12 protein-coding genes and 1 tRNA gene are annotated in these 14,979 nt (G+C 62.4%); 8 read left to right on the top strand and 5 right to left on the bottom strand.

All coding sequences use genetic code 11. The annotated features are described in order from the left end of the window. Nucleotides 1-48: 48 nt before the first annotated feature. Nucleotides 49-924, top strand: a complete 876-nt coding sequence (hchA, locus tag ACMGG9_RS15195; RefSeq protein ID WP_033643728.1) for a glyoxalase III HchA — start codon at nucleotides 49-51, stop codon at nucleotides 922-924. Beyond that, the gene (locus ACMGG9_RS15190; RefSeq protein WP_147879954.1) at nucleotides 921-1,649 is read left to right on the top strand and encodes a PA1136 family autoinducer-binding transcriptional regulator; all 729 of its coding nucleotides are present in this window, start codon (nucleotides 921-923) and stop codon (nucleotides 1,647-1,649) included. The genes hchA and ACMGG9_RS15190 overlap by 4 nt, the downstream gene beginning before the upstream one ends. Here ACMGG9_RS15190 and ACMGG9_RS15185 read toward each other — a convergent pair. Beyond that, nucleotides 1,646-2,536: a LysR substrate-binding domain-containing protein gene (locus tag ACMGG9_RS15185; RefSeq protein ID WP_047025369.1), complete on the bottom strand. Its 891-nt coding sequence runs from the start codon at nucleotides 2,534-2,536 to the stop codon at nucleotides 1,646-1,648. The genes ACMGG9_RS15190 and ACMGG9_RS15185 overlap by 4 nt on opposite strands. Nucleotides 2,537-2,665: 129 nt before the next feature. On the opposite strand from ACMGG9_RS15185, the gene ACMGG9_RS15180 reads away from it, so the two are divergent. Next, on the top strand, nucleotides 2,666-3,238 hold the full coding sequence (locus tag ACMGG9_RS15180; RefSeq protein WP_147879955.1) for a hypothetical protein: 573 nt from the start codon (nucleotides 2,666-2,668) through the stop codon (nucleotides 3,236-3,238). A 49-nt stretch (nucleotides 3,239-3,287) separates the two neighbouring features. Here the strand turns inward: ACMGG9_RS15180 and ACMGG9_RS15175 are convergent, their stop codons facing one another. After that, nucleotides 3,288-4,994 carry a hemolysin gene (locus ACMGG9_RS15175; protein WP_147879956.1) on the bottom strand — a complete coding sequence of 569 codons (1,707 nt, stop codon included), beginning with the start codon at nucleotides 4,992-4,994 and terminating at the stop codon, nucleotides 3,288-3,290. 809 nt (nucleotides 4,995-5,803) lie between these two features. Between ACMGG9_RS15175 and ACMGG9_RS15170 the strand changes: the two genes are divergently transcribed. Then, on the top strand, nucleotides 5,804-6,604 hold the full coding sequence (locus ACMGG9_RS15170) for a nucleotidyltransferase domain-containing protein (protein WP_147879957.1): 801 nt from the start codon (nucleotides 5,804-5,806) through the stop codon (nucleotides 6,602-6,604). Between the two features lie 203 nt (nucleotides 6,605-6,807). Here the strand turns inward: ACMGG9_RS15170 and ACMGG9_RS15165 are convergent. From ACMGG9_RS15165 to dpiA, 3 genes are all read right to left on the bottom strand, one after another. Then, a tRNA-Asn gene (locus ACMGG9_RS15165) sits at nucleotides 6,808-6,883 on the bottom strand. Between the two features lie 114 nt (nucleotides 6,884-6,997). Beyond that, nucleotides 6,998-10,087 carry a beta-galactosidase gene (locus tag ACMGG9_RS15160; protein ID WP_414161531.1) on the bottom strand — a complete coding sequence of 1,030 codons (3,090 nt, stop codon included), beginning with the start codon at nucleotides 10,085-10,087 and terminating at the stop codon, nucleotides 6,998-7,000. A gap of 102 nt (nucleotides 10,088-10,189) precedes the next feature. Continuing rightward, the gene (gene dpiA, locus ACMGG9_RS15155; RefSeq protein WP_033643717.1) at nucleotides 10,190-10,876 is read right to left on the bottom strand and encodes a two-component response regulator DpiA; all 687 of its coding nucleotides are present in this window, start codon (nucleotides 10,874-10,876) and stop codon (nucleotides 10,190-10,192) included. Between the two features lie 313 nt (nucleotides 10,877-11,189). Here dpiA and citC point away from each other — a divergent pair, with 313 nt between their 5' ends. Genes citC through citF form a run of 4 tightly spaced genes read left to right on the top strand, consistent with a single transcriptional unit; the run spans nucleotide 11,190 to nucleotide 14,977 of the window. After that, the gene (citC, locus tag ACMGG9_RS15150) at nucleotides 11,190-12,260 is read left to right on the top strand and encodes a [citrate (pro-3S)-lyase] ligase (protein WP_414161530.1); all 1,071 of its coding nucleotides are present in this window, start codon (nucleotides 11,190-11,192) and stop codon (nucleotides 12,258-12,260) included. Further along, nucleotides 12,260-12,568 carry a citrate lyase acyl carrier protein gene (gene citD / locus ACMGG9_RS15145; protein WP_016927084.1) on the top strand — a complete coding sequence of 103 codons (309 nt, stop codon included), beginning with the start codon at nucleotides 12,260-12,262 and terminating at the stop codon, nucleotides 12,566-12,568. Before citC ends, citD begins: the two co-directional genes overlap by 1 nt. Then, the gene (gene citE, locus ACMGG9_RS15140; protein WP_016927085.1) at nucleotides 12,552-13,472 is read left to right on the top strand and encodes a citrate (pro-3S)-lyase subunit beta; all 921 of its coding nucleotides are present in this window, start codon (nucleotides 12,552-12,554) and stop codon (nucleotides 13,470-13,472) included. The genes citD and citE overlap by 17 nt, the downstream gene beginning before the upstream one ends. Continuing rightward, a complete protein-coding gene (citF, locus tag ACMGG9_RS15135) occupies nucleotides 13,472-14,977 on the top strand; it encodes a citrate lyase subunit alpha (RefSeq protein WP_028130661.1) in 1,506 nt (501 codons plus the stop codon). Before citE ends, citF begins: the two co-directional genes overlap by 1 nt. Nucleotides 14,978-14,979: the final 2 nt, after the last annotated feature.

Raw genomic sequence — 14,979 nt, 5'->3', positions numbered from 1 at the left:
GGTTATTTAAGCTGAAAGAGAAATGCAACGGTGAATATGGAGATAATCATGACTGATTCAGTATCCAACGATCGTAATCCCACCCCGGATGTGGCGGAAGACAACGCGTTCTTCCCATCACCTTACTCCCTCAGCCAGTACACCTCGTCCAAAACCGACTTCACGGGCGCCAGCTACCCGAACGCCTATCGCGGCGGCAAGTGGAAGGTGCTGATGATCGCCTCGCAGGAGCGCTACCTGCTGATGCAAAACGGCAAGTTCTTCTCCACCGGCAACCATCCGGTCGAGATGCTGCTGCCGATGTATCACCTGGATCTGGCCGGTTTCGAGATCGACATCGCCACGCCGTCCGGCGATCCGGTGAAGCTGGAGATGTGGGCGTTCCCGCATGAAGACCCAGCGGTCAAGGCCACCTATGAGAAGTACCGCAGCCAACTCAAGCAGCCGAAAAAGCTGACGGAAGTCGTGAAGGATCTGGATGGCGGCAACTACCTCGGCGTTTTCATTCCCGGCGGCCACGGCGTGCTCAATGATATCCCGTTCAGTGAAGAGGTGAAAAAGACGCTGCACTGGGCCCATGACAACGATCGCTACGTGATCTCGCTGTGCCACGGGCCGGCCGGTTTGCTGGCGGCGGGCATCGGTGAGAGCAAAGACGATTTCCTTTATCGCGGCTATGAGATGTGCGTGTTCCCGGATGCTCTCGATACCGGCGCCAACATCGACATCGGCTATATCCCCGGCCCGATGCCCTGGCTGGTGGGCGAACGCCTGCGTGAGCTGGGCGTGAAGATCGTCAATGCCGACATCACCGGCAAGGTGCATAAAGATCGGCGCCTGCTGACCGGCGACAGCCCGCTGGCTTCCAACAACCTCGGCAAACTGGCGGCGGAGACGCTGCTGGCCGACGTCGCCGCGCGATGAGCGACGAGATCGCGCAGCGCGCTTTCCAGACGGCGTTGGCGATGGACCACGAGCGAACCCTGTCCGCCATTCAGGGGCGGGTTCGCGCCTTCGCCGCGCCGTTCGGCTTCGATCGCTTTGTGCTGTTTTCCGCTTCCGCCACGGCGGAGGCGGGGATCGAGCATATCTATTGGGTCGAAGGCGACTGGTTCGGCGAGGGGGAGGCGGTCGATGCGCTGACCTACGTGCGGCACTGCCCGGTGACTCACCACATGCTGCGGGCCAGCGAGCCGTTCTTCTGGACCAAGACCCGGGCGCAGCAGGGAGAGCGCTACCGGATTGTGCGCACGCCGCGCGGCGCGGGCCTGCACGGCATGCAAATCCCGGTGTTCGGCCCCGCCGGCCTGGAGGGCGCCGTCAGCCTGGGAGGCGAGCGCATCGACGCCTCGCCGCCGGTGCGGTTGGCGCTGTCGCTGGTGGGCACGGCGGCCTTTTTGGCGGCGCGGCGGCTGTTTGAACCGGCGGCCGGCAAAGAAGAAGGCCGGCTGTCGGCGCGCGAGCGTGAGGTGCTGAGCTGGACCGCCATCGGCCGACGACAGGCGGATATCGCCGCGATGCTCGGCCTGTCTGAACGCACGGTGGAAAACCACCTGCGCCGCATTCGCCGGCGCCTTGGCGCCGCCACCACCGCGCAGGCGATCAGCGTGGCGATCCGCCTGGGCGAAATTGCCCCCGAGAGCCGTTAGCCTGCCGCCATTTGCCGCAGCAGCCACTCGCGCAGCGCAATGATATCGGGGCGCTGCGCGGTCTCTTCGGTGGCCACCAGATAGTAGTTGGCGCCGGGTAACGCCATCTCGAACGGCGCGGCCAGCACGCCGCGCTGCAACAAATCGCGTGCCAGCAGCCGGCTGGCGATCACCACCCCCTGGCCGGCCACCGCCGCCTGCAGCGCATGGGTTTCGTCGCTGAAGGTCAGCCCGGCTTCCACGTTCAACCCTTCCGGCCCGTAGCGCCGCCGCCAGTTCTCCCAGGTCGGCGAGTCGGCGGGCACCTGCCGATGCGCCACGTGAAACAACGTCACCCGCTGCAAATCCTCGATGCGCGCCAGCGCCAGCGCCGGGCTGGCGACCACGATAAAGCGATCCTCATGCAGCAGGGTGCAGTGCAGATCGGTTTCCGGCGTTTCACGGTAGCGGATGGCGACGTCCACGGTGCGCTGGCTGAGATCCACCCGCTCGACGCTGGTGTGCAGGCGCAGATCGATGGCGGGAAACTCCGCCTTGAAATCCGCCAGGCGCGGCACCAGCCAGTGGGTGAGAAAATTGGAGGTGGTGGTGACGGTCAGCGCCGGCGGCTGCCGGGCGCGGGTGATTTGGGCGACGGACTGTTCCAGCGCGGCAAAGGCGCGCTGGGTGCCGGCATACAGGATCTCGCCGGTCTCGGTCAGGCTGACGCCCTGCGCGCTGCGCTCGCACACCCGGCATTCCAGCACCGATTCCAGCAGCTTGATCTGGTGGCTGACCGCCGTCGCGCTGACGCCCAGCGCCTCGGCGGCCAGTTTGAAGCTGCGGCAGCCGGCCACGGCGTGGAAAGCGCGCAGCGCGCCAAGCGGCGGCAAACGGGGTTTTCTCATGGCTGAGTTATTCTCATCTAAGGCTGAAAACTATGAGTTTGTCTGACCGATTATACAAGAGATAGGCTACTGACATGTGAACAGGGAAATGAATTTATTTCATCATTTCCACCCTATCGGGAGTGAGCGATGAGCCTTTCTATCAACAACGGCGCCCTGGGCGCCATGGCACACACGGGAACGGCGGCGAGCGCCCTGGCGCTCAGCGTGCCGGTCGCGGCGGGCGCTTTGCTGCTGGAGGCGGAGAGCCAGCAGGGCATCGGCGCGCCCCTGATGCTGCTGACGGCATTGGCGCTGGCGTTTCTCGGCGGCGCCGCACTGGCCCGCTGGCAGCCGCTGCGGAACCGGCCTGCGCTGGCGATTCTCCGCCACGGCTTTTTGCTGGCGGCGGCGGGATGGCTATTGACGCTGCTGATGCTGTTCGGCGGCCATGACTGGCCGGCTCTGCTGGCGGGCATCGCCCTCGGCGGCCTGGGGCAGGGCGTTGCCTACCGCACGGCGGTGGAGGAGAAAGCGGCGTTCGCCGTGGCGTGCAGGCTGACGACAGTGGTGACTATCGTGGCCGTAGTGATTGCCGCTTCGCTGGTACAAACCTACGCCGCGCCGGGCGTGAGGGGGAGCTGTTTTGCGCTGGCGTTGCTGGTCGATCTGGCGTTGCTGGGGGCGTTGCTGGCGCGGGTGGCGGAGCGGGATGGGGCCTGAGCCGTCGCGCTGCAGGTAAACAACCCGCCGGTAAACCGGCGGGCTTCGCTTAGGCGGCCGCCAGTTCTTGCGGCGTAACGGTTTGCAAACCGACAAGCTGAATGGCCGGCTGCTCCAGATTGATGCCAAAGTATCCTTGATCCCAATTGTAGATATTGACGACGTGCTGATTGAGTGCGCTTTCGCCCTGCATGAATATCGACAGATCCTGCGTATGGGTTTGCGCGTTGTAGTTCAGTGAGAAGCTGCTGTTTGATCCTTCGGCGCCGAAGGCCAGCAGGTGGTTGTCGATAGACAGGGAGGAGGCCTGTAAAAAACCCAGCTCGAAGCTGTCGTCGATGTAGATATTGTGGGTCTGCTTCACGGGAATATTCAGCAGGCTGTTGGGGAAAGGCACATCGTTGGACAGCATGCTCAGGTTCACGCCGAGATAATCCTGCGGCGCGCTCCCTCCCGGCGCAGTGGTATAACCGTGCTCGAAACGAATCTCGCTGGAGCCTTTGCCCAGGCTGACCTCCAGGCCGTTGGCCGGCGTCAGCACCCGATCGTTAAAGGTGACGTTGTCCTTAAAGTCGGTCAGTTTCACCGCTTCGATGTTGTACAGCCCGTCCTTAAAGCCATACAGCCCGATGCCGTTTTTCTCGATCACCCCGCGTCCGCCGTAGCTGCCCTGGGCGTCAAACTTCAGGTTTACCCCGTGCGACAGGCTGGAATAATCGACCGTATCGTGGCCGCTGCCGCCGTCGATCACCGTCCAGCCGTAGTTGCCGGCGTTGTTTTGCCAGCCGCGCGGCACGCTGATGGTGTCGTCGCCGCTGCCGGTGTTAACGGCGATATTGCCGAACGCCAGCGTGAAATCGTCGTCATGCAGCGTACCGACGCGGTACAGATTCGGCGTGGACAGCACGTCGGCAATGTCGTTGAAAATCGCCGAGCCGATATCCAGCTTGCCGGGAATGAGGCTGCCGCCGCCGGTCACGCTGCTGCCGTAGGAGTCGGTGTAGAAATCACGCGCCGCTTCGGCGGCGAGGCGGATGGTCTCGTGGCCAATGCCCAGGGTGGTCAAATAGGTGGGCACTTCGCCCGCCAGCAGCGTTTCAACCACGTAACTGAGGTTTTTCATTTGCATGGAGACCTGCGCCGCGGCAATCAGATCGTAAGTCCCGCCTTCCACCTTAAAGGCCGAGGTGTCGTTGGTCGCCACCCATTCGGTAAAGAACGAGGTATCGCCTAAATAAGAGAACAGCGTGGTGCCGGCCCAGGGGGAATAGTTGGGGGCGCCGGTCGAGGAGGCATCGGTGAACACTTCGGACGCCGCCGCGCCGGCGTCGATCAGGCCGACCTCGTGAATGTCCGGCACTTTGGCGCTGGTGGGCGGGGCATCCGGCAGCGGTGCGTTGGGATCGCTGCTCAGATCGACGCCAAACAGCGTTTTGGCGAAGTTTTTGGCGATGTTGTCGGAGGCATTCTGAATGCGCGCCTCCCAGTCATCGGGCACATGCCCGGTGCGCAGCTCATACTGCAGCTTGGTTTGGTCGCGAATGTAATGGGCAAACGCCCCCTGATTCGAGTTCACGCCATAGGCGCCTTTGATCCAGGTATACACCGCGATATCCACGCCCTCAATGGGTTGGTTGGCATGGTTGGGATCGGTGAGCGCATCGACGGATGCGGCATATACCGCTGGCCAGTCGCCGGCTTTGGCGGCCTCCCAAATCGCTTGCAGTTTTTCTCGGTCGGTAATGACGTAAGCCATATAAACACTCCTTGTTGCTGAGAGATTGCTGTGAAATTCAACATGATGAATGGAAGCGCGCGATGGAATAAACCGAAACCCGAACAGCCAGAAACGCGCATGCCGCGATCTGCAGCGAACGATGGGCGGCAGGCGCCCATAGCGAAAGGATAGACGCAACTTGCTGAGCGAGAGAGATTGGCTTATCGATTGTTTTTACAGAGTTATTGTTGTAAATCGGCGGGTAAATCCGCGTATTGGCGTCAGGAAGGCATTTCCGTCAGCTCGGTTAGGAATCTTCTTAGATAAAAGAGTGGGTTTCGCTAGGGGGGATTGGCTAAACGTTGGCGGCATTGCGGTGATGGATGCAGGGAGGGGATTGCCCAGGGGCGAAACGGGTAGGAAAGGTTGACTGAGTAATCTGACGGTTGGCTTTGAGCCAGAAGCGGAAGTCTGGTCTATTAGAAAATGCTTATGTAAGTGTGAGCCTAAATCGTGGTCGCAGTTTATTGAGAGAAGCGGGTCTCAAGGTGCGCTAACCCATATTTTCTCCTCTCTATTAGGTGATTGTCAGAAAAAACTTATGCCTTCCGTTTGATGGGCATATGTCTGATGAGCTTATCCACCAAATTGGGCACAAGACTAAATAGGTAAACCCTCAATCAGAGGTTGCCCACGCGGCAAAATCAATAGCGCCAGACTATCCGGGACAATTTATCGCTTCGAGAGAACCCCCTGAGAAAATGACTATTCCTTCAGAAATATCTAGTCTGAATATACAGAACTCGATAGTCTGTAATGCTTTGTCTTTTTTGTGAACAGGAAAAAGTATGCTTAGTACATTACCCGATTTACATAGAAGTTTTGCAGAGCAACTCAAGCTTAAATTTCAGGCTGACTCGCGGATTCACTCCCTTCTCGCTGGCGGCTCGATTATCCATGGCGGATTTGATAAATACTCCGATTTGGATTTTGTCGTTGTGGTAGAACCTCTCTATTATGACGAAATCATGGCACAGCGTATGGTGTTCGCCGGATCACTGGGCCATCTGCTGCATGCTTTCACAGGCGAACATGTTGGAGAGCCTCGCCTGCTTATATGCCTGTATGGACCTGAACTCCTCCATGTCGACCTGAAATTTGTCACAATGGAAATGCTCACTCAACGTGTTGAGGAGCCAGCAGTGTTATTTACCCGTGATAACACTGCTCTGGAGAGACAACTGGCAAAATTTAGCGCTCACTGGCCTAACATGACGCCGGAGTGGTTTGAGTCCCGAGCCTGGATCTGGCTTCATTATGCGGGGGCTAAACTGGGAAGGGGGGAACTCTTTGAAGCGATTGGCATGCTGTCATTTTTCCGGGAGCAAGTGCTGGGACCTATGCTGAGCCGTCGTGCAAATCTACCTCAACGTGGGGTTAGGCGCATTGAATTCCACGGCATTGATCCTGATGGCCTGCTGACATCCACGCTGGCAACGCACGACCATGACTCTGTCAGCATTGCCATCAGAATGGCCGTTGACGCCTATATCAATCTGCGAGCTGATGCTCTGCCTGAAAATATTGCAGACGATGCGGCACGGCGGGCGCTCCTTGCCATGTTGGAAGGGTATTCTGACAGAGGTTAAATCCAGACTTCCGGTCACTTACGCGGCTGGGGTATAAGTATCACGGAAGATGCAATATCCAAATCCCGAGATGGACATCTCAACCCGAAAGGTTCCCGGAGGGCAAGACCCATCCTGATTCAAGCGCAACGTCCGCCCCTCGCTCATAACCGCCCAACAGCAAAAAGCCCGCTCAGGTTTCCCTGAGCGGGCTTCTCTAAATATGGCTCCTCTGACTGGACTCGAACCAGTGACATACGGATTAACAGTCCGCCGTTCTACCGACTGAACTACAGAGGAATCGTTTGAACGGGGCGAATAATAGCGAGGCGCCGTCGGCATGTCAAAGGCGGATTACACATTCTGTGACTGTTTGCTTACAGAATGCGCAACCCGTTGAGTTTTTTGGCAGATTTAGCCCTCTGGCGCTCGCTGCAGGCGCAGCTGATAGCGGTAAACGCCGGCGGTGAGCAGGTAATCCCGGTGCACGCTCGGGCTCCAGGAGTCGTCGCCGCCCACCCCCATATGGAAACCGTCCAAGTGCAGCCAGGTGCCTGCTTCCGGCTGCAGCAGATGCTGGTGGCTGAAGGCCATCAGCTGTTGCAGGCCGAAGCGGCTGAGCGAGAAGTGGAAGCGGCCGTCGATGCGCCAGCCGCCGTAGCGCAGGCTGCGGGTGTCGCAGCGCAGGCCGTTCTCGCCGGGGAAAATATATGGCGTGTGCAGATCCGCCAGCGGCAGGCGCCAGCGCCCGTGCTGCGCGGCCAGGCGGCGATCCGGGTAGTTCTCGTGCGGGCCCAGGCCCAGCCATTCCACCTGCGGTTGCACCGTCGCCAGTTGGCAGTGCAGGCCGATGCGCGCCGGCGGCGGCAGGGCGTCGGCCACCTCGACCTCCACGTTCACGCTCACCGCGCCCAGCGCGTCGAACAGCCACTGCTTGCGGCTAATCAGCAAAATCTGCCCGTCCACGCCGAACTGGTGTTCGCTCACCACCCGCACGCCGTTTTGCAGCGCATCGGCCTGCAACTGCGTGCAGCGCTCCTCCAGCCGGTAAAGGCCCGCCAGCTTCCAGCGTTCGATCCAGGCGTTGGGATCGATATGGTCCGCTTCGCTGACGCCGATGTCGTTATCGATCGGCGCGCGCGCAAAACCGTCGCGCAGCGGCGTCAGCAGCTGCGGCTGCTCGTTCTGCCACCACTGCGTCAGGTGGCCGCTGCTGCGCTCGAAGCGCCAACGCTGGTCGCCGTGGGTGAGGGTCAGCCCTTCATCATCTTCAATCAGCATGGGCGGCACGCCCTGCGCCGGCGGCGGCGCGGGATGCAGCGCGCGCGGCACTCGCCACTGCTCCCAGGCGCAGCGGTGATGCGCTTCGGACCAGTCGGTGGCCTGCGGCTGCACCACCTCCACGTTTAGCCATAGCTCGCCGGGCTGATGCAGCATCGGCAGGCGGTCGAGCAGGGTGAAGCGAGTGCTGCCCTGCGGCGGCAGCGCCAGATCGAAGCTGCCGCTGGCGCGCTCCACGCCGTCCAGCTCCAGCCGCCAGTTGAGCTGTTCGTTGTCGGTGTGGCGGAACAGGTAATCGCTGGTGACGGTCAGCGTCAGCGAGGCGGCGTCGAAGGCGAAGCGGAACAGCTGCTGCGCCCGCTGCGCTTCGAACAGCGCCGGATGCGGGGTGCGATCCGCGAACACCAGCCCGTTCAGGCAGAACTGGCGATCGTTGGGGGTGTCGCCGAAGTCGCCGCCGTAGGCCCAGAACTCTTCGCCGCGATCGTCGCGTTTGATCAGCGCCTGATCGACCCAGTCCCAGACAAAGCCGCCCTGCAGGCGCGGATATGCGTGGAACGCGCGCCAGTAGCGCTCGAAACCGCCGAAGCTGTTGCCCATCGCGTGGGCGTATTCGCACAGGATCAGCGGGCGCGGCTCCTCCGGCAGGCCGATCCACTTGCCGATCGCCCATTTGGGCACCGCCGGGAACGGCTGATCCTGATCCACTCGCGCATACATCGGGCAGATGATGTCGGTGGCGGCGGTGTCGGCGCCGCCGCCTTCATATTGCACCGGGCGGGTCGGATCCTGGCTTTTCACCCAGCGGTACAGCGCGTCGTGGTTCGCGCCGTGGCCGGACTCGTTGCCCAGCGACCAGATAATGATGCAAGGGTGGTTGCGATCGCGTTGCACCATGCGGGTGACGCGCTCGCTCATCGCCGGCAGCCACAGCGGATCGTCAGCCAGGCGGTTCATCGGCTGCATGCCGTGGGTTTCGATATTGGCTTCGTCCACCACGTACAGCCCGTAGCGGTCGCACAACCGGTACCACAGCGGGTGGTTGGGGTAATGGGAACAGCGCACCGCGTTGAAGTTGTGCTGCTTCATCAGCAGGATGTCGTGGCGCATCGTCGCCTCGTCCATCACCTGGCCGTGGCGCGGATGATGCTCGTGGCGGTTAACGCCGCGGATCAGCAGCGGCTGCCCGTTGAGCTTCAATAGCCCGCCGCTGATCTCTACCTGGCGGAAGCCGACGTCATAGGCCTCCACCTCGATAATCTCCCCTTCGGGCGAGAGCAGGGCGACGGTGGCGCGATACAGCGCGGGCGTTTCGGCGCTCCACAGCGCCGGGCGCTCCACCGGCAGCCGCAGGGTGACGCGATCGTCATAGGCGCCGCGCTCATCCACGATCTCGCTGCCGAGCGGCTGGGTGCGTTCGGCCACCCGCGCGCCGTCGCGCCACAGCTGAATCTGCACCTGCAGCGGGCCGGGCCGGCTGGCGCGCGCCGTCACCACCAGTTCGCCGCGGGTAAAGCTGTCATGCAGCGGCGTGGTGATGCGCACATCGCTCAGGTGCGCGGCGGGTTTGTGCAGCAGGCTGACGTCGCGGAAGATGCCGCTCATGCGCCACATATCCTGATCTTCCAGGTAGCTGCCGTCGCACCAGCGCAGCACCATCACCGCCAGCCGGTTTTCACCCGGCCGCAGCCACGGGCTGAGATCGAACTCCGCCGGCAGGCGGCTATCCTGCGAATAGCCGACCCAGTGGCCGTTGCACCATAAATAGAACGCCGAGTTGACGCCGTCGAAGATGACGCGCGTCTGGCCGGCGGCCAGCCAGGCCGGATCGACGCTGAAGGCGCGCGAGTAGCAGCCGGTCGGGTTGTCTTCCGGCACGCGCGGCGGATCGACCGGGAACGGGTAGCGCACGTTGGTGTAGATCGGCGCGTCGTAGCCGGCGAGCTGCCAGTTGCCCGGCACCGCCAGCGGGGCGGCGTCCGGCAGATCCTGCTGCAGCCAGCTCTCCGGTGCCGCCTCTGGGCGCGGGAAATAGTTGAAGCGCCACTCGCCGTTCAGCGATCGGCGGCTGGCGCTGGGGGCGTCGTCGCGCGCGTCTTCCACCGTGCGCCAGCTGGCGAATGGCGGGTGGGCCTCCAGCCGGCGGTAGTGGGTGCAGGCCGGGTTTTGCCAGTCACGGCGGGCGAGGATCTCGGTCAGGGAAGCTAGGGGCGCAGCAGGCATCGGCGATCGTCCAGTCGGCTAGGTGATGCTCACCAAGATGCTGACCGGCGCATAAAAAGTAAAGCGGTTACACGCAACCTTGCAAGGGCGATCAAATAACCGTTAATGCGGCTCGCCGGCGCGATAGATCCGCTGTGGGCGGCCTACCTTGCCGTAAATGATCTCGGCGCGCAGCTGCTGCGCGGCGGTGCAAAACTCCAGATAACGGCGAGCGGTGGTGCGGCTGAGCCCCATTTTTTGCGCAACGCTTTCAGCGGTGTGCCGCGCGGCGGGTTCGGCGAACAGCGCGCGGACCTTGCCCAGCGTCAGCTCGTCGATGCCGGCGGGCAGCGCCGCCTGCTGCTCGCCGCGGGCGTAGGTATTGAACATCTCGTCGATGCGGCGCTGGTTGAGGCGCGCTTTGTCCTTCAACGCTTCGCGGCGCTGGCTGAAGCGCAGCAGCGTCTGGCTCAGCCGGTCATAGGCCAGCGGTTTGATCAGGTAGTCGAACACGCCGTAGCGCAACGCCTCGGCCACGGTGGCCATGTCGCTGGCGGCGGTGATGAACACGATGCCGCCGCGATACCCGCTCAGCGTCAGTTCGCGCAGCAGGGTGATGCCCTGGCCGTCCGGCAGAAAGTTGTCCAGCAGGATCAGATCCGGCTTGAAGCGGTCGGTCATGGCGCGCGCCTGCGCCAGCGTGCCGGCCAGCCAAATCTGGCGGCAGCCGCCGTTCTGGCGGATAAACTCCGCGTGCATCTCCGCCAGCGGCGTTTCGTCTTCAACGATCAGGATGTTCAGCCATTCCATAGTGCGACCCGTAATTGCAATAAAAATGCTAAGTGAATGTAAGTGAATTGCGGCACCAAATAAAGATTATCTCAATAATAAACACCATAAGATTAATTAAGCAAATAAAGAACATTAAATAACTTATTAACCGGGATCGGTTTGTGAAATAGGTCAATAATCCGCGTTTTTTTTCTGCTTACCATGGGTTTATCGAACGAGAGGATGATTTTATCTTCATGGTTTTTAAGGTTTTAATTGCCATTTTCGATGTTAATTAAAATGCCTTTTTGTATTTCATTTGTTGTTTGCCAGTTAACCCAGAGAGCGTGTTATGTTAGGCGATGCCGTATTTAATCGGGTAAAGCGATCGGATCATAAAGCGATTTCGGAAATAAGCGCCTTCTTGCGCAGTAACGATCTGAATATCGATACCACGGTTGAAATATTTATTAGCGTTACCCAGCACGACAAATTGGTCGCCTGCGGCGGCATCGCCGACAATATTATCAAATGCGTCGCCATCAGCCCGCTGATGCGCGGCGAAGGGTTGGCGCTGGCGCTGGCGACCGAGCTGGTGAACCTGGCCTACGAGCGCCACCACACCCAGCTGTTTATCTACACCAAGGTGCAGAACGAGCCGCTGTTCCGCCAGTGCGGTTTCTACCCGATCGCCACCGTGCCGGGCATCGTGGTGCTGATGGAAAACAGCCCGTGCCGCCTGAAGCGCTACGCCGCCCAGCTGGCGAGCCAACGTCGGCCGGGCGACACCATCGGCAGTATCGTGATGAACGCCAACCCCTTTACCCGCGGGCATCAGTATCTGGTGCGTCAGGCGGCCAAGCGCTGCGACTGGCTGCACCTGTTTCTGGTGAAGGAAAACACCTCGCGCTTCAGCTATGAAGATCGACGCCGGCTGGTGCTGGCCGGCACCGCCGACATCCCCAACCTCACGGTACACGAAGGCTCGCAGTACGTGATCTCGCGCGCCACCTTCCCCTGTTACTTCATCAAGGACCAGGGCGTGGCCGACGACTGTTACACCGAAATCGATCTGAAGATCTTCCGCCAGTATCTGGCGCCCGCGCTGGGCATCACCCACCGCTTCGTCGGCAACGAGCCGTTCTGCGCGGTGACCGCGAAGTACAACCGCGACATGCGCTACTGGCTGGAAACGCCGGCGCTGCCCAGCCCGCCGATCGCGCTGGTGGAAATCGAGCGTTTGCAATATCAGGGCACGGCGATCTCCGCCTCCTGGGTGCGCAAGCTGCTGGCGGCGGGGGACTTCCACGCCGCCGCGCCGCTGGTGCCGCCGGACACCCTGTACTACCTGCAGGATCTGCAAACGCAGCGCCGGGCCAAGGCGGCCCCGCATCCTTTTGAGTCCGCACAATCAGGTGAATGATGAAAATTATCCGAGAAGCAATGGCCGGCACGCTGGAATCCAGCGATGTCATGGTGCGCATCGCGCCCGCCGAGGGGCCGCAGCACGATCTGTTGATCGCCAGCAGCGTGGAAAAACAGTTCGGCACGGCGATCCGCCGCACCCTGCTGGAGGTGCTGCAGCGTTATGAGGTGGAGCCGGTGCAGGTGATCGTCGACGACAAAGGGGCGCTGGACTGCGTGCTGCGCGCCCGGCTGGAAACCGCGCTGATGCGCGCCTGCGAGAGCGGCCAACTGCCATGGGAGGCGAAAGATGAAAACGCTGAATAAAACCCGGCTGCGCCGCAGCATGCTGTTCGTTCCCGGCGCTAACGCGGCGATGGTCAGCAACGCCTTTATCTATCAGGCCGATGCGCTGATGTTCGATCTGGAAGACTCGGTGATCCTGCGTGAAAAAGACGCGGCGCGCCGGCTGGTGTACCACGCGCTGCAGCATCCGCTGTACCAGGAGGTGGAAACCATCGTGCGCGTCAATGCGCTCGATTCCGCCTACGGCCTGGCGGACTTGCAGGCGGTGGTGCGCGGCGGCGCGGACATCGTGCGCCTGCCGAAGACCGACAGCGCGCAGGACGTTGTCGACATGGAGCGCGAGATCGCCGCCATCGAGGCGGCCTGCGGCCGGCCGGTAGGCAGCACCGGGCTGCTGGCGGCGATCGAATCGGCGCAGGGCATCACCAACGCGGTGGCGATCGCGCACGCTTCGCCGCGTCTTATCGGCATCGCGCTGGGGGCGGAAGACTATGTGCGCAACCTGCGCACCGAACGCTCGCCGGAGGGCATTGAGCTGCTGTTCGCCCGCTGCTCGCTGCTGCAGGCGGCGCGCGCCGCCGGCATTCAGGCGTTCGACACCGTCTACTCCGACGCCAACAACGAGGCCGGCTTCCTACAGGAAGCGGCGCTGATCAAACAGCTCGGCTTCGACGGCAAATCGCTGATCAACCCGCGCCAGATTGAGCTGCTGCACAACCTGTACGCGCCGACCGCCAAAGAGGTGGCGCACGCGCAGCGGGTGGTGGACGCCGCCGAAGCGGCGGAGCGGGAAGGGCGCGGCGTGGTGTCGCTCAACGGAAAAATGGTCGACAGCCCGGTGATTGAACGCGCCCGGCTGGTGCTGGAGCGCGCCGCGCTGTCCGGCTTACGGGAAGAACCGGCGCAGCACGGGGAGGAAGCATGATGAACCGCCAACAACGATTGATGACCTTCGCCAACCCGGCGGATCTGCCGGGTTATCAGGACGTGTCCAAAGCCAACCTGCAGGCGCGTAAACCGCGCGATCTCAAGCTGTGCGACTCCTTGCAGGAAGCGGTGCGCCGCAGCGGGCTGCAGGACGGCATGACCATCTCCTTCCACCATGCATTTCGCGGCGGCGATCTGGCGCTCAATCAGGTGATGGAGACGCTGGCGGCGATGGGGTTCCGCAACCTGACGCTGGCCTCCAGCTCGCTGACCGACTGCCATGCGCCGTTGGTTGAGCATATCCGCCACGGCGTGGTGAGCCGCATTTACACCTCCGGGCTGCGCGGCCCGCTGGCGGACGCCGTTTCGCGCGGCTTGCTGGCGGAGCCGGTGCAAATTCACTCGCACGGCGGCCGGGTCAATCTGATCGAATCCGGCGAGCTGAAGATAGACGTGGCCTTCCTCGGCGTGCCGGCCTGCGATGAGTTCGGCAACGCCAACGGCTACAGCGGTGAAGCCTGCTGCGGCTCGCTCGGCTATGCGCGGGTGGACGCCGAGGCGGCGGGTACCGTGGTGTTGCTGACCGAGCAGCTGGTGCCGTATCCGCATCATCCCGCCAGCCTGGCGCAGGATCGGGTGGATCTGATCGTGCAGTTGGAGCGGGTGGGCGACGCCGACAAGATCGGCGCCGACGCCACGCGCATGACCTCTAACCCGCGCGAGCTGTTGATCGCCCGCCGCGCCGCCGAGGTGATCGCCGGCTCCGGCTACTTCACTGAAGGGTTCTCGCTGCAAACCGGCACCGGCGGCGCCTCGCTGGCGGTGACCCGGTTCCTGGAGGACAAGATGCGCGCCCGCGGCATTCGCGCCGCGTTCGCCCTCGGCGGCATCACCTCGACCATGGTGGATCTGCACGAGAAGGGGTTGATCGGCAAGCTGCTGGACGTGCAGAGCTTCGATCGGGCGGCGGCGACCTCGCTGGCGCGCAACCCGCGCCATATCGAAATCAGCGCCAACCAGTACGCCAACTTCAGCTCCAAGGGCGCGTCGGTCGATCGGCTCGACGTGGTGGTGCTGAGCGCGCTGGAAATCGACACCGGCTTCAACGTTAACGTGCTGACCGGCTCCGACGGCGTGCTGCGCGGCGCGTCCGGCGGCCACTGCGACACCGCCGCCGCCGCGCGGCTGGCGATCATCGTCGCGCCGTTGGTGCGCGGGCGCATCCCGACGCTGGTGGAACAGGTGACCACCTGCGTCACGCCGGGCTCCAGCATCGACATTCTGGTGACCGACCACGGCATCGCCGTCAACCCGGCGCGGCCGGAGCTGGCGCAGCGCCTGCGGGAGGCCGGGCTTGAGGTGGTGAGCATCGACTGGCTGCGCGCCCGCGCGCTGCAGCTGACCGGCGAACCGCAACCGATCGCCTTTACCGACAAGGTGGTGGCGGTGGTGCGCTACCGCGACGGCTCGGTGATCGACGTGGTGCATCAGGTGGCGGAGTAACC

The sequence above is a fragment of the Serratia sp. BNK-10 genome, from assembly GCF_047456065.1.
In the GTDB taxonomy this organism is placed as follows: Bacteria; Pseudomonadota; Gammaproteobacteria; order Enterobacterales; family Enterobacteriaceae; genus Serratia; species Serratia ureilytica.
The sequence above is the reverse complement of the archived record's forward strand: the minus strand, read 5'-3'. Positions and strand labels throughout refer to the sequence as shown.

Excerpts from the sequence above, each read along its gene's own strand:
- hchA (WP_033643728.1), top strand. The coding sequence starts at position 49 with ATGACTGATTCAGTATCCAACGATCGTAATCCCACCCCGGATGTGGCG.
- ACMGG9_RS15190 (WP_147879954.1), top strand. The coding sequence starts at position 921 with ATGAGCGACGAGATCGCGCAGCGCGCTTTCCAGACGGCGTTGGCGATG.
- ACMGG9_RS15185 (WP_047025369.1), bottom strand. The coding sequence starts at position 2,536 with ATGAGAAAACCCCGTTTGCCGCCGCTTGGCGCGCTGCGCGCTTTCCAC.
- ACMGG9_RS15180 (WP_147879955.1), top strand. The coding sequence starts at position 2,666 with ATGAGCCTTTCTATCAACAACGGCGCCCTGGGCGCCATGGCACACACG.
- ACMGG9_RS15175 (WP_147879956.1), bottom strand. The coding sequence starts at position 4,994 with ATGGCTTACGTCATTACCGACCGAGAAAAACTGCAAGCGATTTGGGAG.
- ACMGG9_RS15170 (WP_147879957.1), top strand. The coding sequence starts at position 5,804 with ATGCTTAGTACATTACCCGATTTACATAGAAGTTTTGCAGAGCAACTC.
- ACMGG9_RS15160 (WP_414161531.1), bottom strand. The coding sequence starts at position 10,087 with ATGCCTGCTGCGCCCCTAGCTTCCCTGACCGAGATCCTCGCCCGCCGT.
- dpiA (WP_033643717.1), bottom strand. The coding sequence starts at position 10,876 with ATGGAATGGCTGAACATCCTGATCGTTGAAGACGAAACGCCGCTGGCG.
- citC (WP_414161530.1), top strand. The coding sequence starts at position 11,190 with ATGTTAGGCGATGCCGTATTTAATCGGGTAAAGCGATCGGATCATAAA.
- citD (WP_016927084.1), top strand. The coding sequence starts at position 12,260 with ATGAAAATTATCCGAGAAGCAATGGCCGGCACGCTGGAATCCAGCGAT.
- citE (WP_016927085.1), top strand. The coding sequence starts at position 12,552 with ATGAAAACGCTGAATAAAACCCGGCTGCGCCGCAGCATGCTGTTCGTT.
- citF (WP_028130661.1), top strand. The coding sequence starts at position 13,472 with ATGAACCGCCAACAACGATTGATGACCTTCGCCAACCCGGCGGATCTG.